This is a genomic window from Roseateles sp. (genome assembly GCF_049240545.1).
Taxonomy (GTDB): Bacteria; Pseudomonadota; Gammaproteobacteria; order Burkholderiales; family Burkholderiaceae_C; genus Paucibacter_A.
On sequence record NZ_JBMLSK010000360.1, the window covers coordinates 1 to 20,197 of the forward strand.

The following is a 20,197-nucleotide window of genomic DNA, read 5'->3' on the forward strand; positions in this document are numbered from 1 at the left end:
GTCCAGGTGGATTCCACCTATCGAGGTGTCCGGGGAAATTAGACCAGCACAGCTGACCAACAGCGTCTTGCCTTGTCGTTCAACGCCAATAGCGTTCGGGCTTGTGGCCACCAGACTTGTTTCGCCATACGCCATCTTGCGTGCGGCCAGGGCCAGCCGTTCTCCTACCGCCTGTTTGTTGAGTGGATGGATGTCATTCCAATCGCCAATGTCGATGGCGACGGCCATCGCGGTATTGCTGACGCCCAAGGTCTGGCGTTGCGCCTCTCGGGTGGCGGCCCAGATGCTTTCAGATGGATCGGGTTTGGCGACTTGATAACTCGCCAACTGAACGTACAAGAAAGGCAATTCGGGTCGCTGGAACTGACTGCGCCAATCGCGAATTAGGTCGGGGAACAAGGTGGTGTATTCACTTGCCCGGCCCGTATTCGATTCGCCCTGGTACCAGATTACGCCCTTGATGGCCTGCTTCAGCACCGGCGCCAACTTGGCGTTGAACAAGGTACCGGGCTGATAGTGCAGGGTGGTCGCCATCGGCGGCGCGCTGCTGTTGGCCCCGACCTTGTACTGCCAGGCGCCGAACAAACTCAGCTCTTCGTCGCCGAAGTCCAGCGCATAGCGCTTGTCGCGAATGAAACCCGCCTTGCCGCCTTTGCTGACCACGCGCACGCTGAGCGTGTTCTGACCTGCCTTGAGAACACCAGCAGGAACAGCATAGATGCGCGGCAGATAGACATTGTCGGTCTTGCCGATCTCTCGGCCATTGACGAAGGCCCGGTCTTCATCGGCGATCGCGCCTAACCACAAGGTGGCCGGCTTTACGGCTTGTTCCGGGTTCAGCATGAGGCTGCGGCGGAACCAGATGGCGCCGTAGCTAAAGTCGCTACCTTGCTCTTTCACATAGCCCGGCACTCTGAAGGCCTGCCAGTCGCTCTCTGTCTCAGCCCCACTGGCCCAGTCCTGCTTCAGACCAAGGTCGGCAGCGAGGATTTTTTCGTTCCAGGCCTTGCCCGCTTGCGTTTCCTTCTCGGTCAGCGTGGCTACGTAGCTGTCGTCCTTGAAGAGCTGCGCTTTGGCCAGGTAGTGGGGATACTTTTGCAGCGCTGCTTCGCTCATCCAGGCCTCGGCAGGTGAGCCACCCACGGCGATGCTGATCAGCCCGATCGGTACCTGATACTGTTGCTGTAGGCTGCGCGCAAAGAAAAAACCAGCGGCAGAAAAACCGCCCAGCTGTGCGGGCACGGCCTTCTTCCAAGCGCCCTGCGGGAAGTCCTGCTGCGGCCCCTTGAAGCCGTGAATCTGCGGAACGTTGAACTCACGGATGGTCGGCAATTGGGTGGACGCTATCAAGCCCGGATACCGCAAGCTGACCCGATCCATCGACAACTGCATATTGGACTGCCCGGAGGCGAGCCAGACGTCACCGATCAGCACGTCCTTGACCTGCAGCTTGTTCTTGCCCTGCACCTCGATTTGGTAGGGGCCGCCGGCAGCCAGCGGATCGAATTGGACTTGCCAGCGTCCACCCTGAGCATGGGTCTTTAGCTCTTGCTTGCCAAGCGAGACCGTCACCGCCTCGCCATCATCGGCCCAGCCCCACAAGATGAGGGGCTGCGAGCGTTGCAGCACCAGACCGTCACTGACCAGACGTGGTAAACGAACATCTGCGTAGGCCTGGCTTGTCATCAACACAAAGGGCACCAATGAACAGATTGTTTTTGTCTTCATTATGATTTTTGGGGTTAGCAACCGTCATCCAAGCGGTGCTAGCCCTCAAACCTTCATCGTGCCGACGTCGACACTTTGGCCGCGAATGATTTGGCGCAACTCCGCAATCGACGGCGCCGCCGGTGGCTGACCCCAGGCACTGCGCCCGGCCTTGGTGTCCCCCAGGGCCAGCACGGCGGTGTACAAGCGGGTTTCGCCTTCACTGATGTTGCACAGCAACTGCGGAATGCTGCTGTTGCCATTGACCACATTGGCGTTGGCGAAGTTCTCGATCACGCGGCCCTTGCGCGAAACGCTGGAGCCCAGGTCTCGGATGCCGGACAGGTCGCTGAGCGTCGCGATTTGGCCGGCACCCGGGCCGGCCTCGGTTTGAATGGGGCTGCCGTCTTCCGGGCGTTTGATGGCGAAGCCCCCTTCGATCACCTGGCAGTCCTTTTTGGCGACGATGCGGTGCACCCGCACATGCCAGGGAGCGGCCGGCAACAACCAGGTCTCCACCGTGATGTCTTCGTCAACCACCCAGCGCGAGTACACCAAGTTGTCGGAAATCTTGGCGATTTGATTGCCTTCGCGTACCTTGAAGTGGCGGCCATCGGTGCTGAAGCCCAACATATTGTCCAGCGCCGCCGAATCGAAAGCACCCAGCAGTGTCTCCACGCAAAAACCATAGCGCGCCGAGTAGGCAAATTTCGAATACTTCTCGGGAGCCAGCCGCAACCAGGGTCGATATTCCTCTTGTCCGCTGCACAGCGCGATAGCGTCACCCGGTGGGTGGAAGATCACCATGCCGGGATTGGTCAGCGTAGCGGGTTGCTCAAAGGCGGGCAGCGCCTCCTCCTTTGAGGTCCAGAACGGGTGGCTCTCCGGCAGCGCCATGAAGGCAAACACCTTGAAGGCCCAGTAGGGCGAGCAGGCTGAACTGTAGTGTTCAACCATGTGTTGATTCGGGTAGGCGTAGCCGAGCGACAAGATACCGTCGCGATGAGCAATCGGCTGCTTGGACCACCAGCGCAGATGGCGCAGCACCAGGCCCTTGATCTGTCCCCAGGGCAGCGCCGGTACATCGGCAAAGGCCAGCGCCGACCAAAAGGACGCGCAGGCGAAGCGGTAGGTCAGGCTGCGGCCAAAGGGCAGGGCCGCGCCATCGTCGGCGAACCAGCGTTGAAACTCAGGCGCCAATGCCTTGGCGCGGCTTTGCAATGTGGCGACACGCGGGCTCTTGTAGTCGAGCCGGCTGAGCAACAGGCTGTAGTAATGAAAGGCGAATGGTACGTAGTAATCGGCGCGCCGGAAGGGGCCGTCGCGGTACCAGCCCTTGTCGAGATAGAGCGCGTCGATCTGCTTCTCATAGTCGGCCGTCAGCGCGGGGTCGAACGACTCGCCCATCGCCTTCAGGCCCAGACCAATCATCAAGCGGAAGAACATCCAGTTGTTGACGCCGTAGATGCGTGCATAGGCGTTTTGAAAGTACGCCGCGATATGTTTCTTCGCCTGCGCGGGCTGAGGCTCCCACAAGATCTTCGGGATCAGGGAGAGCGCAAAACCCAGCGAAGACAACTCGACCAAGCGCTGATCCCGGTCGGCGCAGGCACCCCAATACTCGGGATGCTCAGGGTTGGTGCCGTTGGCCAAGCCGCGGCGAAACAGGTCCCAGTCGACGAAGTCGGCGCCGCCGCCCGCGGCCAATGGGGCCAAGCCCCACAAGGGCCGCGCAAAGCCCTCCAGATCGGCTGAGGTGGGGTCAAACATAGAACCGGCCATGTCCAGCCGAACACGAGCGCCACCCTTTGAGTAATACGGCGTCAACGGCAGATACAGGTCTTTGATGGCCTGCACCACATCGGCACGGGTCTGCAGCGGATTGCCCGCCATTGGATTGAACGAGGGCGGAAACTGGTCCGGGCCACTGATTCGGCGCCGCAGCGCGTTCAGTTCCGCCTCCTGTTGGCTTTGATTTGCACCCGTTCCCCCCGTATCGGCGATGCCGGCGAGGGGTGCAGCAGCGCCAAAAGAGGCAACGGCTTTGAGCAAATTGCGGCGGTGGTTCATAGGGTGGGTCTCCATTTTTTTGTAGCGATCCAATGTCTGGCGGTTTCCCCTAGGGCAAGGAAAGCATTTAAGCCTGGTGCACGCCAGTCGACCGAAGGCAGCGCTGAGGGGGTCTTCGTCATATCGCGCTTGTCCGGTGGGACGGGGTGAAGCGCAAAGCTCAAGCGACTGCAACTGCGCCAGACTTGGCCGGGGCGAAGAATGCAGTCGGGGCGCTGCGCTTTGTCAAAGGCTTGATTCATGCTGTCGGGCACAAACTGGGGTTCCAGCGCGATGCCAGAATGGGCGGGATAGCGGCGCCCGTCGCGGGCCTGCACTTCGAACAAACTCTGGCCGGTGTAGACCTGCAAGGCCGCTTGGTCGGTGCGTAGTTGCATGCTGATTTGCCCATCGGCAGACCAGAGTTCGGCGGCCGACTCACCGTCTTTGGACGACGTTAGGCCCGGGCGGAGCGCCAGGCAATGGTCAAAGCCGCCTTCGGCCCGCAAGGTCGGATCGGCCTCAATGACCTGCGCGAGGGTCGCGCCTTCGCGCAGGTCAAAGCCGCGCCCATGCACCGATTGCAAGTCCGCCGCAGGTAGCTTGTCGGCATCGATGGGGAGCCAATGATCGGCGGCCACGCGCAAGCGCTGGCCCAGACAGGATGCGGTGTCGCCGCCACGGTCGCCATCGAGATTGAAGTAGGCATGCTGAGTCAGCCCGACAGGGCAGGGCGCGGTGGTTCTGGCGCTCATCGAGATCGTCAAAGAGAGATCCTCGCCAATGCGGTAGCTGACTCGGGCTATCACTTCACCCGGGTAGCCCTGGTCACCATTCGGCGACACGAGGCCAAACACCAACTCGCGCTCGTCATATTGCAAAACCTGCCAGTCCTTGCGGTCAAACCCCTCCGGTCCGCCATGCAAATGATGCGGGCCTTCGTTGGGGCTCAGCTGGTGAAGCTGCCCATCGAGTTCAAAGCGCGAGTCACGGATGCGATTGCTGAAGCGGCCGATCACCGCACCCATATACAGGCGCTGGCGCCGGTACTCGGATTGGTCGCAGCAGCCCAGCAAGACCTCACGGCGACTGCCGTCTGCCAAGAGCAGCGAGCAGGACATCCAGGTCGCCCCCTGCGCCATGAATGCCAATTGCATGCCCGCGTCATTGCGCAGCACAAACACCGGCGCCGGGGCGGCTGGGCCTTGCGTGGTGTGGCTGCGATTGATGCTCATGGGCGCAATAGCATGGGATGGCTATCTGTGGACTTGCTTAACGCCGTGCGGGGCTTCGCTTGAGCTTAAGCCTGTGTGTAGGCTGTTTTGACCGTGGTGTAGAACTCGGCCGCGTACTTGCCCTGTTCGCGCGGACCATAGCTCGAGCCTTTGCGACCACCAAATGGCACGTGATAGTCGACGCCGGCGGTCGGCAGGTTGACCATCACCATGCCGGCTTGAGCGTGACGCTTGAAATGCGTGGCATGTTTGAGCGAGGTTGTAGCAATACCGCTGGCCAGTCCGAACGGCGTGTCATTCGCCATCGCCAGGGCCTCGTCATAGTCCTTCACTCGGATGACGCTGACCACCGGGCCAAAGATCTCTTCGCGGCTGATGCGCATCTCTGCGCTGGCCTCGCTGAACAGCGCGGGCTTCAGATAGAAACCTGGCGCGCCCGCGCTGCTGAGTTCGATCGGCTCGCCGCCCGCCACCAGTCGCGCGCCTTCAGCTTTGCCGATGGCGATGTATTCCAGGTCTTGCGCCAGTTGGGAGTTGTCCACCACCGGGCCGATATCGGTGCCAGCCTTGCGGGCATCGTCCACCTTCAAAGCATTCATCTTCATCGCCAGTGCAGCCACAAAGCGATCATGGATACCTTCGGTGACGATCAGGCGTGACGACGCGGTACAGCGCTGGCCGGTCGAGAAGAAGCCACTGTTCAATGCACTTGACACTGCGATCTCCAAGTCGGCGTCATCGAGCACCACAAATGGGTTCTTGCCGCCCATTTCCAATTGGAACTTGGCCATGCGGCCGTCGGCGCGGTTCATGCAGGCCGCGGCGACCTTCTTGCCGGTACTGACCGAACCGGTGAAGCTGATGGCGTCGACGCGCGTGTCGTCGAGCAGCACCGCACCTACTTCCGATCCACGGCCCATCACCAAGTTGAATACGCCCTTAGGCAAACCGGCGCGTTGCAAGATGTCGGCCAAATGCCAGGCCGAAGCGGGCACCAGATCGGCCGGCTTCATCACCACGGTGTTACCAAACGCCAGGGCCGGCGCGAGCTTCCAGGCCGGAATGGCGATCGGGAAATTCCAAGGCGTGATCAGGCCGATCACGCCCAGCGCTTCTCGGGTGACCTCGACACCCACACCGGGCCGCACCGACGGAATGCTTTCGCCACCGACGCGTAGCGCTTCGCCGGCAAAGAACTTGAAGATATTGCCGGCGCGGCCAACTTCGCCAATGGCCTCGGGCAGCGTTTTACCTTCTTCGCGGGCTAGCAGATCACCCAGTTCGGCGCGGCGGGAGAGGATCTCGGTACCGGCCGCATCCAAGATGTCAAAGCGCTGTTGCGGCGTACTTTGCGACCAGGCCGGAAAGGCTGCGCGTGCGGCGGCCACCGCCTCGCGGGCCTGCTCTGCGTCCGCCTGCGCGAATTCGCCGATCAGGTCGCGGGTGTCGGACGGGTTGACATTGCGGGAAACGCGTGCGCCTTCCAGCCATTCGCCGTTGATGAGATTCTTGTACATGGTTGAAGCTTTCTAAGAATGGGGTCTGGGCTTGCTCGGCCGCCGCCAGGCGGGCAGGGCCGAGCCGCCAAAATGGGCTCAGTGGTTGTGGCGCGGCATCTTTTCGGCCAAGCCACGGTAGGGCACGGCCAACTCCATGCAGGCGCCCGATTCGAGTTGACCCACGGTGGAGCGATAGATCTCCTGCCAGGGGGTCTGGCTGGGCGGCACGGCCGGGATGCCTTCGCTGCGTCGGCGCAGCAATTCGGCCTCGTCGACCAGCATGTCGCAACGACCGGAATTGAGATCCACCCGGATCGTGTCACCGCTACGCAGCAAGGCCAGGCCGCCACCCACAGCGCTCTCGGGCGAGGCGTTCAGGATCGACGGGCTGTCCGAGGTGCCGGATTGGCGGCCATCGCCCAAGGTCGGCAGGCTCTGGATGCCGCGCTTGATCAGCGCATCCGGCGGCTGCATATTGACGACCTCGGCCGAACCGGGCCAACCCACCGGGCCGGCGCCGCGAATCACCAGCATGCAGTTTTCGTCGATATTGAGAGATGGGTCGTTGATGCGGGCGTGGTAGTCCCCGGAACCATCAAACACGACGGCACGCGCCTCGAAGACGTTCTCTGCACCGGGCCGGCTCAGATAGCGGGCGCGGAAGTCGGCCGAGATCACGCTGGTCTTCATGATCGCGAAGTCGAACAAATTGCCTGACAACACGAAGAAGCCGGCGTTCTCCTTCAGGGGCTCGGCGAAAGGAAAGATGACCTCTCGGTCCGTGGTCTGTCGACCCTTCAGATTGGCGGCCATGCTACGGCCGGTCACGGTGAGGCGTTGGGCGCGCAGCAACCCCGCCTGCTGCAACTCCCACATCACCGCCGGCACGCCACCGGCGCGGTGGAAGCGTTCGCCCAGGTACTTGCCTGCGGGCTGCATATTCAGCAGCAAGGGCACCTTGTGGCCGAACTCCATCCAGTCGCTCGGACTCAACTCGACACCGGCATGCCGAGCCATCGCCATGATGTGGGGCTGGGCATTGGTGGAGCCGCCAATGGCGGCATTGACGACGATGGCATCCAAGAAGGCCTCACGTGTCAGCACTTGCGACGGACGCAGGTCCGCGTGGGCCATTTCGACGATGCGCTTGCCGGTTTCGTAGGCCATTTGTCCGCGCTCGCGATAGGGGGCCGGGATGGCCGAGCAGCCCGTCAGCGACATCCCCAAGGCCTCGGCAATGGCATTCATGGTCGAGGCCGTGCCCATGGTGTTGCAGTGTCCGGCCGAAGGCGCCGAAGCGGCGGCGATGTCGAGGAACTTGGCCTCGTCGATCTGGCCTGCGGCCAACTGGCGACGGCCCTTCCAGATGGCTGCGCCGGAGCCGACCAATTCGCCCTCGAACCAGCCGTCCAGCATCGGGCCACCCGACAAGACAATGGCCGGAATGTCGACCGAAGCGGCGGCCATCAACTGAGCCGGCGTGGTCTTGTCGCAGCCCGTAGTCAGCACCACGGCGTCGATGGGGTAGCCGTGCAGTATTTCGACCAAGCCCAGATAGGCCAGGTTGCGATCGATGGCGGCCGTGGGACGCCGGCAGTTTTCAAAGATCGGGTGCAGCGGGAACTCCATCGCGATACCGCCGGCATCTCGGATGCCATCGCGTACACGCTTGGCCAGCTCCAGATGGATGCGATTGCAAGGGCTGATATCACTGCCGCTCTGAGCAATGCCAATGATGGGGCGACCCGAACGCAGTTCTTCCGGCGTGATGCCGTAGTTCATGAAGCGCTCCAGATAGAGCGCGGTCATGTCGATGTGATCGGGGTTGTCAAACCAATCCTGAGAACGGAAGCGGCGTGCGACAGGAGGTTTGCTGCTCATAACGGAAATCCTTGCGTGATGGCGTGGAGAGGGAGGCCGGGCGTGTCAACTCTGAAGGTGAACAACCCGCCGGCCAGCGGCTGCTTGGCACGCTCCGCGGGTGACAGGTCTTTCCAGGCTGTGGTCACAAACACATTGCGCAGATCGGCCCCGCCAAAGGCCAGCTTGGTCGCATTGGCACAGGGCAGGTCGACGGTTTGAACCAAGCGGCCTGACGGGCTGTAGCGCTCAACGCGATGTCCCCCGAACAAGGCGACCCAGAGATAGCCTTCAGCGTCGACACAAGTTCCGTCGGGGTAACCATGGCGCGTCTTCAGCAGGCAGCGCTTGTTAGTCAAATCCCCTCTCTCGGAGACGTCGTAGGCATACACCACGCAACGCATCGTGTCGGTGTGATAAAAGGTCAGGCCATTGGGGCTCATGGCGGGGCCATTGGTGATCACATAGCCCATGTCCTTGGGCTGGAGTTCGCCAAGGGCGCCGACGCGGTACAGCGTGCCGCTAGGGGCCGTCTCAGCGTCATCCATCGAGCCGAACCACAGATGGCCCTTGCGGTCGACATAGGCATCATTGAGCCGGTTGCCTGGCAGATGGGGCTCAACGGCGGAACAGCGGGTGAAGCTGCCGTCCGCGGGTTTGAAGCGATACAAGCCGTCCTTCAAACCGGCAATAAAGTCGCCTCCGGACAGCGCTTGCAAGAAGCCAATCGGCTGCGGTGCCGTCCAACTCTGCTGCGCGTTGCCAAACACCGTGCAGCGGTGGATCTGCTGCCCCTTGATGTCCACAAAATACACGGCCTGCTCGGATTCGACCCAAATTGGGCCCTCGCCCAATTCGGCGGCCACGGGCCAGAGACAGTCGGGCCGAATTTCACTCATGCGCCGTACCAACCTGCGTCGACGAAGTACTCCCGGCCGGTGCAGCGGGCACCGTTGTCCGAGGCCAAGAAGAGGGCGAGAGCGGCCACATCTTCCGGCTCGACACGCTGCTTCAAACATTGGCCGGCCAGAATTTTGGCCTCTTCTTCTGTGGTGTGCCACAACATGGTCTGACGCGGGGTGCGAATGGCGCCCGGCACGATGGTGTTAACGCGGATGTTTTGCGCGCCGAAATCGCGGGCGAGACCACGGGTCAAGCCTTCAATGGCTGCCTTTGATGTCATATACATGGCCAGATCAGGCAAGGCCAGATGCCAGGAAATCGATCCAAGGTTAAGGATAACGCCGCCACCGGCAGCCAACATCGAAGGCAGGACCGCCTTGGCACAAAAGAACTGGTGGCGTAGATTGACCGCAATGCTCGCATCCCACTGCTGGGCCGTGGTCTGCGTCACATCGTGGCGCGTGTCATTGGCGGCGTTGTTGATCAGGATGCTGATCGGGCCGCTCCGCGCTTCAATTTGCGCAAAGACTTGCCCCAATTCGTCCAGATTGGTCAGATCACAGTGGGTGAACTGAGGCTGATAGGCACAAGCGGCCAAGCTTTCCTGCAAGGCCAAGGAGGCTGTATCGGCGATGTCCAGAAAGCTGACGCGAGCGCCCTGCAGCGCAAACGACTCGACCAAGGTGGCGCCAATGCCGGTACCGCCGCCGGTAATCAGCACATGCTTGTCTGCCAGGCTGGGGTAGAGCGCGTACTTCATTTTTTTCGGCACGGCCGGAGCTGTAGGGGACCGCAAAACTTGAGTTCCACCACTCATGCGGGCACCTGCTGGCTTTCTTGGCCACCCAACAAACCGCGCTGCGCCAGATTGCTGTACAGCGCGCGCACGCCGAAGGTCCAGGGCGTGATCTCATCACTGCGTTGCACGTGGTTGACCAACGCGCCCAGGGACGGGCTTGCGATGGTGACCCGGTCGCCCAAGTGATGGGTAAAGCCGCAACCCTTGGCGCCGCGGTCCTTGATCGGCGAAAACATGGTGCCGAGGAAGAGCATGAACCCGTCGGGGTACTGGTGATGCGTGCCGCAAACCTGCGACACCAAATCGAGCGGATCGCGGCTGATTTCGATCATGCGGCTGAGACCGTCGAGCACGAAGTCATCGTCACGCCCTTCGATCAGCATGCGCACCTCGGCGGCGCGCACCGTGTCGAGCGTGAACTGATCATCGAACAAGCGGATGAAGGGGCCGATCGAGCACGAACCGTTATTGTCCTTGGCCTTACCGAGCAGCAGGGCGCTGCGGCCCTCGATATCACGCAGGTTGACGTCGTTGCCCAAGGTCGCTCCGACCACCTCGGCGCGGCTGTTGACGGCGAGCACCACCTCGGGCTCGGGGTTGTTCCATTGCGACGATGGGTGAATGCCCACGTCGTCACCGAAGCCCACGGCCGACATCGGCTGCGACTTCGAGAACACTTCGGCGTCCGGGCCGATGCCGACTTCCATATACGGCGACCACGCACCGCGGCGGACCAATTCTTCCTTCAGTTTCATGGCGTCCGGCGAGCCGGGCTTGATGCTGGCCAGATTGGCACCAATGGTCTGCAGCAACTCACCGCGCAGCAATTCGGCCTTTTGGGCATTGCCGCCCGCCTGCTCCTCGATCACACGCTCCAGCAGGCTGACCGCGAAGGTCACGCCGCAAGCCTTGATGGCCTGGACATCATTAGGTGCCAGCAAGCGAGGCAAGCTGCGGTCGGGCTGGGCGCTTAGCGCGTTGTCCAACAAGGCCTGCACAGACCCCAGGTTCTCGCCGGCAGCCTCCCGAGCGATACGAAGTACATCGGGGCGATCCAACAGATCCGACATCGTCGCGGCGTGCTGACTGATGTCAAAGACCTGGCCCTGGCGGATTGCCACCAGGGCTGGGCCTTCCACGGGCTGGCTGCGCCAGACGCGGCCGAGCAACACAGCCTGATCGGCGTCAACGGGAAGGGCGGAAACAGTGGAAATATCTTGCACGGGGCTTCTCCGGCGGGCAGAAGTGTCTGTCAGTGACGTTCTGGCCTGAATAAATAAAGGATCAAACGAATGGACCTCTCACATTCACATTGGGCCGTGTCACCTCGGAGCGAGCAATTGCGATAGCTGCCAAGCCGATTTGTTTTTAATAGCAGCGGCGGGCAGCGGTGTTCGGTGTGCGCCCAAGCCAACTGCCAAAGCCTGGCGCAATCAACCATATTTCTTATCAAACAAGCAAGCCTTTCCTTGGTGAATTGGTCGCCTGCATTCAAATCACCCGCTCAGCCCGCTTGGCGGCGCAGCCCTGGCGGCCGCTCTGAGGAACTATTGCCGAGCGAGCGACTCCGACAACCGCTCGACCGGCAACTTGGTATTACTCGCTTCGCAGCCCAGACATTGTCTAGCAGAGTAAAACTACCTGTGTCATTGGGCACATTACATATAATAATAGGGATTTCAAGTAGAGCAACAGCATTTCAGGAATTCACCATGAATTGCTACGCCCAAGGGCCGAGGCTCATGAATACCTCTGATGGTAGCTAGGGTAGCAACTGCTGATCGCAATATGCGTCGTCCAAACCAAAAGTTGTAAGTGCAAATGTCGAATTACACAATTGCCTTGGCTTGCTGATGAAAGTAAAACAAACGCCATTCAACAGAAGCAATGCCTCTGATGGTTTGAAATTCACGCCAACGCCTATTGGCTACTGCTCGTTGATATTGAGTAGGCGCTCGTGTTACAAAGCATGCCTTCCATTGATAAATCGATAGAGAGTCATCATGATGGCATTCATGACTGAAAAGAGTCAGATGAACAACAGGGCGATGGACGTAGGCATCTTAGCGATTCATTGGGTGGCATTGCAAATTGCAATACCTAAATCCAATATATTAATAAATCATATGTTTAGATTATTAATAATTGGGTTCGTGTTGGCATTTTGCACGACCGCAGGGCTCGCACAAAACATCGAAGGCACCACAGGTGCGCGCCTAGATGACCCCAAAATGCACTGGTGGCAAGAGGCGCGCTTTGGCATGTTCATCCACTGGGGCGTTTTTTCTGTCACCGGCGGGAAATGGACCAATACCGATCACGGCGGTTGGTTGATGGCATATCAAAAAATACCCCGCGACGAGTATGCGAGTTTGGCGCAAAAATTCAATCCGACAAAGTTCAACGCCGAGGAGTGGGTCAAACTTGCCAAAGATGCAGGCCAAAAGTACATCGTTATTACCGCCAAGCATCATGATGGTTTTGCGATGTTCAAGTCCCAGGCTTCCGCATACAACATTGTGGATGCCACGCCATTCAAGCGCGATGTTTTGAAGGAACTGGCCGAAGCCTGCCGCAAGCACGGCATGAAGTTGGGCTTTTATTACTCGCAAGCGCAGGACTGGTACCACCCAGGTGGTGGCTCAAAATTCCCCAAATGGGACAAGGCTCAAGAGGGTGATATCGAGGCCTATTTCGATCAGGTCGCCATTCCGCAAATTAAGGAGTTGCTGGAAAACTATGGTGATGTGGCCATCGTCTGGTGGGACGCGCCGTGGGGCATGACGCCGGCGCTGGCCAACAAGGTCGCTGGGATCATCAAGGAATTCCCCCTTCTCATTGCCAACAACCGCTTGGGGGGAGGCCTGGGGGGCGACTTCGCAAGTCCAGAGCAGGCCATCCCTGCCACCGGTTTCCCGGGAGAGAACTGGGAGGTGTGCATGACCATGAATGGGCACTTCTTCTACAACGCCTGGGACGATCACTGGAAGAGCAGTTCAGAGTTGCTCCGCAAATTGGTGGACATCAGCAGCAAGGGGGGGAACTTCCTGCTCAATGTCGGGCCCAATGCTTATGGCGAAATTCCGCCCGTCAGCCAAAGAACGCTGCGCGAAATTGGCGAATGGTTACGTCTGAACGGCGAAGCGGTATATGGCACCAGCGCCAGTCCGTTTGCCTACCTGCCGTGGGGTCGCGCGACCCGCAAGGGGCAAACGCTCTATTTGCATATTTTTGATTGGCCCAAAGACAGTGTGCTGAGGGTGCCCATGTCTAACAAGATCAGCAGCGCCCAACTATTGGCCGCTAAAGAGACTGTGATGGAGGTTACTCAATTGGGTGGACATAGCGTCATTCAGTTGCCGGTCTATGGGCCCGACTCGGTGGTTTCAGTGCTTGCGATTCAGTTTGAAGGTGAACTCAATACCCTTCCGGCACCGTCTATCGGTAAAAATGTCTCGGCCAGTTCATCGGATGCGAGCTCTCATTTGAGCAAACTAACAGATGGAAACTCTAGGTTCGCGTGGAAAGCCGAAAGAGGTGAAAAGAATGCCACATTGGAAATCGACTTGGAAGAATCGGTTGAAATTCAAGCGATCGGCTTGGTTGAACCCTGGCATCCTTGGGATGCAATGACCCAAAAATATCAGCTGTTCTATTTAGAAAACAACGAATGGCTCAAGGCATATGACGGCAAGACCGAGGGGACGGGCAGTGTAAAAGGCTTCAGCCCCGTCAAAGCAAGAAAGTTTCTTCTGCAGTTGGAGAACGAAAAAACAGCGCCTGCGCTCAATGAGTGGATGCTGTTTCGCTCTATGTAATTTGACGGTCTGCATATCGATGAGTCCAAGAATATGAATAAACTGAACGTATTCGCAAAGCTAGCCGCTGTGGTGATTCTGCTGACCGGACTGGCTGGCGCGCTTGCACAAAATATTGAAGGCACCTCCGGTTCACGTCAGAATGAACCGAAAATGCAGTGGTGGAAAGATGCCAAATTCGGAATGTTCATCCACTGGGGTATCTATTCGGTTCCCGCCGGTGTTTGGGGTGACACGACCGGCAGCGGCGAATGGTTGATGTATTTCAAGAAAATACCGCGCGACGAATATTCATCGTTGGCGAAGCAGTTTAATCCTACCCAATTCAATGCAGAAGAATGGGTAAAGTTAGCCAAAGATGCGGGGCAAAAATACATCATCATTACCGCAAAACATCACGATGGTTTTGCGATGTTCAAGTCCAACGCATCCGCCTACAACATCGTCGACGCCACCCCCTTCAAACGTGACGTTTTGAAAGAATTGGCCGATGCGGCGCGTAAACATGGCGTGAAGCTGGGTTTTTACTACTCTCAGGCACAGGATTGGTACCACCCAGGTGGGGCATCGAAAGGTCCGAAGTGGGACAAAGCCCAAGAAGGCGATATGGAGAGCTATATCGACAGAGTGGCGATCCCGCAAGTAAAAGAAATCCTAGAAAATTACGGCGATGTTGCGGTGATTTGGTGGGATACGCCGCATGGTATGACTCCGTCAGCGGCAAAAAAGTTTGCGGCCATTGTCAAGAAATATCCAAACCTGATCACGAATAACCGATTGGGCGGCGGGCAAGGGGGCGACCTTGCGAGCCCGGAGCAGTTCATCCCGGCCACCGGCTTTCCCAGGCAAAACTGGGAGGTCTGCATGACCATGAATGGGCACTGGGGCTACAACGCCTGGGATGACGACTGGAAAAGCACCGGCGACCTGCTGCGTAAATTGATCGATATCGCGAGCAAGGGCGGCAACTTCCTGCTCAATGTGGGGCCGAATGCTTATGGCGTCATTCCCCCGATCAGCCAACGAACGCTACGAGAAATGGGGGATTGGCTGCGCATGAATGGGGAGGCTGTTTATAGCAGCTCTGCGAGCCCATTCCCTTTTCTGTCTTGGGGGCGCGCCACGCGCAAGGACCAAACGCTATATCTGCACGTCTTTGATTGGCCCAAAAACGGCGAGTTGATTGTGCCGATGGCGAACCGGGTCACCAAAGCCTATCTACTTGCAAACAAGACCCAAGAGCTTCAAATTGAACAAATTGGCGGCAGCAACAAGATTCGGCTGCCGAGCTATGCGCCAGACAAGGTCGACTCAGTGCTGGCCCTTGAGTTTGATGGTGAGCCGATGGTGTTGCCAGCGCCGTCAGCGGGGAAGCGTGTGACCGTGAGTTCCGCTGACCCTTCCTCCAATTTGCGCAAGCTGACGGACGGCGAGCCCTCCTTCGCTTGGAAAGCGGCTGAAGGGGTACACACAGCGATGCTTAAGATAGACCTCGATGAGCCCGTTTCTATCCAGTCCATGGCCATCGTCGAGCGCTGGCACCCTTGGGACAACATCGGTCAAAAGTTAGAGTTGCAGGCCTTCCAGCAAGGAGAGTGGACCAAGGTCATCAGCGACAAAACTAATGGCAGCGGCTTGCGCATCGACTTCGCACCAGTCCGGGCGCAGCAGTTCCGGCTAATCATTGAGAACAGCAAGGAAGCACCTGGTCTGAACGAGTTCACTCTGTTCCGCTCAGAAAACTGAATTCCCCTTGCGGCGCCCGAGATCGTCCGCCGGGCAGGGAAGTTACGTTCACACTTTGCCTTTGCGGCGGGCCAGGCTTCCGTAGCGCCGATCCCTTGTCAGCGCGCAGCGTGGCGCAGTGAGTTTGGCGCGGCCCTGAATTGCGAACTCAGCAACGAACCCCGCTGGGGCCAGACGTTCGAGGCGCCTTCTCAGACCTACTTCTCTTGGCGAAGCCAGAGAAGTAGGTCGGCCGTCGGGCCCAACTCCCGGCATAGGGCTGGGCGGGCAATTTCACCAAAGGTTGCGGGCTTGCCTGCATGTTTAAGCTCGAGGCAAGTGACCCGAGAGGTCCATGGGCCGCAGTTTTTGGCGCGCGGACGTGAACGACACGGCGATGACAGGTCAATACTGTCATGCAAGGCGTGACCCCAGCCCAGTCCCGCATTTTGAAATGGAATGAGACCAAGCACCTCCGGTTTTCACTGCCTCGTTTTACGGCAATTCAGGATTGATCTGGATTCATGGCGGGGGCTTTGCTGCATACAGTATCGATCGACCTTGACATGTCGCGCATGATTCAGTCATCCAGGTCTTGCAGCATGCTGTCTACGGCGCGCTGCATCAAGCTGCGCTCTTCCAGATTGGTAGCCAGGCCTTCGGTGCGCAGGCGCTCCAAAGCTCGCCGGGTCATCGAGTGCATACCGCCGGCCCAGTCGCTGGTGAACATGAAGAACTGGCGGTTGTCGCTCACCCAAAGCAGTTGGGCGGTCGTCCATTGCCCCTGCAGGTAGAGCTTGCACCACATGCCTTTGCGCAGCGATTGGGTCCACTCTGTGGGGGTGTTTCCATGGGGGTGGTCGGGGTGCTCGTCGCCATAATTCATGGGCACCGTGGGCAGCGAACCTATATTGGTGTCGATGGTTTTAGCGGTGTGGCCAACTTGGTGAGCGGCGGCTCTGTTGGCGGCCATCTCTTCGCGCATCTTTTGTACCAATTCGGCAGCGGTGGGCTCCAGCGGCGCTGCGGCAACATATTTGGGCTCCGCCAGCAAGTGGTGCCCATGGATGCCCATCAGCTCTTTGAGGATGGCCTCTTGCTTGTCCTGCGGTAGCGCGATGCTGTCCATGCCGCGTTGCAATCGGTTCACCAGGTTGGGCAGTGATTTTTTGAGGGCATCGCGCTCTTCAAGCGTTCGCGGCCTGTGCAGGCTCTGGATCAAGTCATCAACGGTAGTGGCCATGGCTTGTGTCTCGTCATCGTCTTTTCTGGCGGCGAAGGCATGGGTCAGCACATCTACCCATGAGCCCAGTAGGAAGTCCTTGATGCTGGACTTGATCCGGTTGCCTTCGATTTGATGCTCTACCTGCTGCAAGAGGATAGGGCGCAGTGCCAGTTTTTTATCAGCCTCTTGCAATTGCGTCACGGCAGACGGTGTGGCTAGCAGTTGGGCCTGGCTTTGTTGCTCGACGAAGTTCTGCACGTCATGGAGCGTGTTTTGGAATTGTTCGACCGTGGAGCCGGGCGTCAGCACCAGTTGTTTGATGCGAGGCTCAATGAACTGGATGAACTTGTTCAGTTCGGTGTGATCAGTGTCGGCATAGCCTGATGCATACGAGGCCAACTGGTTGATCAACCGCCAGGCAGGGTGCTGGGCCGAGTTCAGAATCTCCGGGTCTTGCCGTGCGACGCGCATAACGGCGGGTTGCAGCTGTCCGATCATGGTCTTGATAGCAGGCTGTACGTCGTCATCCGCATGCATCTGGTCAAAGAGCTTGTTGAGCAGCGCCAGCACTTGGGCCTCAGGCACCATGCGCCCACCGCCTGACATGGGTGGCATTTGGCGTGCTGGCTGGGGCACTGACTTGGACGTTTCAGGCAGATGCCGGAAGGTAAGGGGGGCTGGGGCGCCTTGTAGCGCGTACGTTCGCGCCGTCTGCATCGACGCAGGCAGGCGCTCCAGCAGGCTTTGCAATGAGCCGTTTTGAGACACATCCACGTTCGATACGCGAGGCTTGCGCGGCGTGGTCACGGCCTTGAAGGCCAGCGGGCTCACGCCCTCCTGCCGCAGGCGCTCACAGGCCTGTGCATAGTGGTTGCGAAGCAAATCTGCCAAGGCTCGGCCACTGATGCGCAGTAGCATGTTGCGCTCGCCCGCTCCCAGCGGTAGTTCGCGAATCGCAGCGCTGAGGCCTTTGGCGTAAATGGCCGGCCTGAAGGGGTTGGCCTGTGGGCGCAAGTTGGGCTCGCCCAGCAGGGTGGCTGAAAAAGCTTGCAGCTCTCGCAACTCCCATTCGGCTGTCAGGTCGATCAACTGCACGGTGCGCGATATCTCGATTTCTTTCTCGGCCTGATCCTCGTCGACAAGGGTCAACTGGTCCAGCCGCATGTCATCGAGTTTGTGGCTCTTCTGGCTTGTATCACCGGCAGTTTGCATTGCTGCCTGGATTTGAGCTATCAGCGCGGTTTCGAACTTGGCACGGTTGGTTTGAATCGCTTCAGAAACCAGGAACAGCAGGTTACGGTCGTGGGCCATGGCGATGTCGGCGCTGGATGCGCGCAGGGCCGCCTGCACTTGCTCCACAAGTTGCTGCGCCAGTTCTGACTTGCGCCCCAACAAGAAAGCGCAATGCGCTTGATATTGAGCTAAATCTGCCATGTGGGCATCGTAGGTTTGCCTCTTGTTGCTAAATGAGGGTCAGAGCGGCCGAAACACCTTGCTTGAATTGGCTTTGTTGCACACAAAGCCGGGACCTGCTCACAGTGTGCCACGCAACGCGCACGATTAAAGGAGTTCAGCAAGACGTGCGCAACTATGGTGTATCTAAAGGCGGACCCCTCTATGTCGGTGCGCAGGCGCAGGCTTCAAGCCGCCCCGTGCTGCGTGGGTTTAGAGCCCAGGTAGTGAGCGTCGTGGTAAAAGGCGGGTGATAGTCCGTCACGTGGAGCGTCAAGAGAGGAACAAAAATGAACCGCTGATGACGTGTCGAAAGACCTTAGGTGTCAAGACCCGGGAGGTCATGAACCCGCTTTCGAAACAGTTCAGGTGAACGGTTGTGCCACGATTTGAGCGCCTGTATTGGCGTCTGGTGATCGCGAAAGCTTCCCCAGAAAACAAACAGCTCATGACTGGAAAATGGGGCATCAAGAAAGAAGACGAGGCGTCAATGAGAAAGAGCAAGCTCAGCGAAAGCCAGATCGTGGCTATCCTGAAGGAAGGTGAGCGCCGAGGCCGCTGAGAGTGAGCTGAAAGTGTTTCAGACCGGGCCTTGGGGCTAGCAGTTCCCAACGCTCGTGGGCACATGGCACAAGGCCCGGGGCCCGGGAAATGGGCATCCCGTTCCACGCTTTCCCGCCGAAGGTGCGCTGCGTAATCTACATAACCAACGGGATTGAGAGCGTGAACGCGAGGCTGCACAAGATCATCAAGACGCGCGGGCACTTCTCCAACGATGATGGAGCGAACAAGCTGATCTGGCTGGCCCTGCGCAACATTACCGAGGACTGGGGATGGATGGCCAGCAACTGGAAATAAGCCATGAACCAATTCGCGATCCCATTCGAAGACCGTTTCACAAAATCGAGCCTTAGGATACTCAACAAAACTTCAGGAAATCGGTGAAGGTTCCGTGAGCCTCACGAAGAAATTCGGATAGGCCTGCCATAGAACTCGTGACCCCACAACAGTTCTGGCGCCTTCAACCTCAGGATGATTGAAGGCTGCCCAAAATCTATTCGTCAAGCAACCTCGCGGCTCTGGATTGTTCAACATTGACCCTAAAGTACCCCACTAACGAAGCCGTCGAACGATGCCCAGTCAACGCCATCGTCTCACCAAGTGGAATTTGCTGGCGTCCTGCTTCCGTCACAAACCCAGATCGAAGCGAGTGCGCAGAATAGTTTGCGGGCAGTCCGGCAAGTAGGCACCGACTCTTGACGATTTGTCCGACAGCGGCGGGCGAGAGCGGCTCACCGATCACGCCGCCTCGGCGCACCCGCCTGAAAACAGCTCCGTCCTTGATCTTGGCGGCAGCTAGCCATGCGGAAAGTGCGACCGCAGCGCGACCAGCGACCGGTTTGTCGCTGTCTATACGTTCCACACCGGCCTGATTGGTCTTGGAGTGATTGAGAACGAAGACAAAGCTTTCCCCCTCGCGCATCAGATTGCTGAAACAGGCACTCACCACCTCGGAGCGGCGTCGGCCGCCGCTTGAAAACGCAAAGAGCAACAGCGCCTTATCTCTCAACCCACACAGAGAGTCATCACAAGTATCGAGCAAAGCTTGTAAGGGCTCGCGCGTGAGGGCGGGCTTCTTGAGGGGCAGGGCGCCTCTCTTGGCATAGGCGCGTCGGCATTTGGCTAGCAACTCACGAACCCGCGGTTGCTGACAGGGGTTGTCAGCAACCGCGATTTGATGAGCTTTAGACAAGACCGCGACCCGGTGCACCAGGCTCGTTAGCGCTGGCGCACCTAGTTTTCCTTTGTAGCCAGCAGCGACCAGAGCTTGATCCAACGCCGCCGGTAGTTCAAATGTGAGGCCGCCATCGGTGTGCTGGTCAAGTTTTTTCGGACACAGCGATAGGTTGTTTGATTGCCGATTG

The 20,197-nt window shown here is 58.9% G+C and carries 13 protein-coding genes and 1 pseudogene; 4 read left to right on the forward strand and 10 right to left on the reverse strand.

Annotated elements, in window-relative coordinates; genetic code table 11:
• From ACOVRJ_RS21785 to ACOVRJ_RS21820, 8 genes are all read right to left on the reverse strand, one after another.
• Positions 1–1,728, reverse strand: a 1,728-nt coding sequence (locus ACOVRJ_RS21785; RefSeq protein WP_422045913.1) for a sialate O-acetylesterase, incomplete at its 3' end; no start/stop codon positions are given.
• Between the two features lie 45 nt (positions 1,729–1,773).
• Positions 1,774–3,777, reverse strand: a complete 2,004-nt coding sequence (locus ACOVRJ_RS21790; RefSeq protein WP_422045914.1) for a DUF2264 domain-containing protein — start codon at positions 3,775–3,777, stop codon at positions 1,774–1,776.
• Positions 3,774–4,991, reverse strand: coding sequence for a galactose-1-epimerase (locus ACOVRJ_RS21795; protein WP_422045915.1), 1,218 nt, complete (start codon positions 4,989–4,991; stop codon positions 3,774–3,776). Before ACOVRJ_RS21795 ends, ACOVRJ_RS21790 begins: the two co-directional genes overlap by 4 nt.
• Before the next feature lie 65 nt (positions 4,992–5,056).
• On the reverse strand, positions 5,057–6,508 hold the full coding sequence (locus ACOVRJ_RS21800; RefSeq protein ID WP_422045916.1) for an aldehyde dehydrogenase family protein: 1,452 nt from the start codon (positions 6,506–6,508) through the stop codon (positions 5,057–5,059).
• Positions 6,509–6,586: 78 nt separating this feature from the next.
• Positions 6,587–8,371: an IlvD/Edd family dehydratase gene (locus tag ACOVRJ_RS21805; protein ID WP_422045917.1), complete on the reverse strand. Its 1,785-nt coding sequence runs from the start codon at positions 8,369–8,371 to the stop codon at positions 6,587–6,589.
• Positions 8,368–9,249: an SMP-30/gluconolactonase/LRE family protein gene (locus tag ACOVRJ_RS21810; RefSeq protein WP_422045918.1), complete on the reverse strand. Its 882-nt coding sequence runs from the start codon at positions 9,247–9,249 to the stop codon at positions 8,368–8,370. The genes ACOVRJ_RS21805 and ACOVRJ_RS21810 overlap by 4 nt, the downstream gene beginning before the upstream one ends.
• Complete coding sequence (locus ACOVRJ_RS21815; protein ID WP_422045925.1) at positions 9,246–10,013, reverse strand: SDR family NAD(P)-dependent oxidoreductase; 768 nt, start codon at positions 10,011–10,013, stop codon at positions 9,246–9,248. Before ACOVRJ_RS21815 ends, ACOVRJ_RS21810 begins: the two co-directional genes overlap by 4 nt.
• A gap of 53 nt (positions 10,014–10,066) precedes the next feature.
• A complete protein-coding gene (locus tag ACOVRJ_RS21820) occupies positions 10,067–11,275 on the reverse strand; it encodes a fumarylacetoacetate hydrolase family protein (protein ID WP_422045919.1) in 1,209 nt (402 codons plus the stop codon).
• A 780-nt stretch (positions 11,276–12,055) separates the two neighbouring features.
• Here ACOVRJ_RS21820 and ACOVRJ_RS21825 point away from each other — a divergent pair.
• On the forward strand, positions 12,056–13,870 hold the full coding sequence (locus tag ACOVRJ_RS21825) for an alpha-L-fucosidase (RefSeq protein WP_422045920.1): 1,815 nt from the start codon (positions 12,056–12,058) through the stop codon (positions 13,868–13,870).
• A 33-nt stretch (positions 13,871–13,903) separates the two neighbouring features.
• Positions 13,904–15,616 (forward strand): alpha-L-fucosidase, encoded by a 1,713-nt coding sequence (locus ACOVRJ_RS21830; protein WP_422045921.1) that lies wholly within the window; start codon positions 13,904–13,906, stop codon positions 15,614–15,616.
• Positions 15,617–16,175: 559 nt separating this feature from the next.
• On the opposite strand, the gene ACOVRJ_RS21835 is transcribed toward ACOVRJ_RS21830, so the two are convergent.
• Positions 16,176–18,254, reverse strand: coding sequence for a DUF1631 family protein (locus ACOVRJ_RS21835; protein WP_422045922.1), 2,079 nt, complete (start codon positions 18,252–18,254; stop codon positions 16,176–16,178).
• 397 nt (positions 18,255–18,651) lie between these two features.
• Here ACOVRJ_RS21835 and ACOVRJ_RS21840 point away from each other — a divergent pair, with 397 nt between their 5' ends.
• Complete coding sequence (locus ACOVRJ_RS21840; RefSeq protein ID WP_422045923.1) at positions 18,652–18,834, forward strand: hypothetical protein; 183 nt, start codon at positions 18,652–18,654, stop codon at positions 18,832–18,834.
• Positions 18,818–19,130 (forward strand): annotated as a pseudogene (locus tag ACOVRJ_RS21845) (transposase); the annotation flags it as partial. The gene ACOVRJ_RS21840 and the pseudogene ACOVRJ_RS21845, both read left to right, overlap by 17 nt.
• Before the next feature lie 196 nt (positions 19,131–19,326).
• Here ACOVRJ_RS21845 and ACOVRJ_RS21850 read toward each other — a convergent pair.
• The coding region (locus ACOVRJ_RS21850; protein WP_422045924.1) for a site-specific integrase at positions 19,327–20,197 on the reverse strand (871 nt) is incomplete at its 5' end.

What these genes read in the sequence shown, in the direction of transcription:
- ACOVRJ_RS21790 (WP_422045914.1), bottom strand. Translation starts at nt 3,777, where the DNA reads ATGAACCACCGCCGCAATTTGCTCAAAGCCGTTGCCTCTTTTGGCGCT.
- ACOVRJ_RS21795 (WP_422045915.1), bottom strand. Translation starts at nt 4,991, where the DNA reads ATGAGCATCAATCGCAGCCACACCACGCAAGGCCCAGCCGCCCCGGCG.
- ACOVRJ_RS21800 (WP_422045916.1), bottom strand. Translation starts at nt 6,508, where the DNA reads ATGTACAAGAATCTCATCAACGGCGAATGGCTGGAAGGCGCACGCGTT.
- ACOVRJ_RS21805 (WP_422045917.1), bottom strand. Translation starts at nt 8,371, where the DNA reads ATGAGCAGCAAACCTCCTGTCGCACGCCGCTTCCGTTCTCAGGATTGG.
- ACOVRJ_RS21810 (WP_422045918.1), bottom strand. Translation starts at nt 9,249, where the DNA reads ATGAGTGAAATTCGGCCCGACTGTCTCTGGCCCGTGGCCGCCGAATTG.
- ACOVRJ_RS21815 (WP_422045925.1), bottom strand. Translation starts at nt 10,013, where the DNA reads ATGAAGTACGCGCTCTACCCCAGCCTGGCAGACAAGCATGTGCTGATT.
- ACOVRJ_RS21825 (WP_422045920.1), top strand. Translation starts at nt 12,056, where the DNA reads ATGATGGCATTCATGACTGAAAAGAGTCAGATGAACAACAGGGCGATG.
- ACOVRJ_RS21830 (WP_422045921.1), top strand. Translation starts at nt 13,904, where the DNA reads ATGAATAAACTGAACGTATTCGCAAAGCTAGCCGCTGTGGTGATTCTG.
- ACOVRJ_RS21835 (WP_422045922.1), bottom strand. Translation starts at nt 18,254, where the DNA reads ATGGCAGATTTAGCTCAATATCAAGCGCATTGCGCTTTCTTGTTGGGG.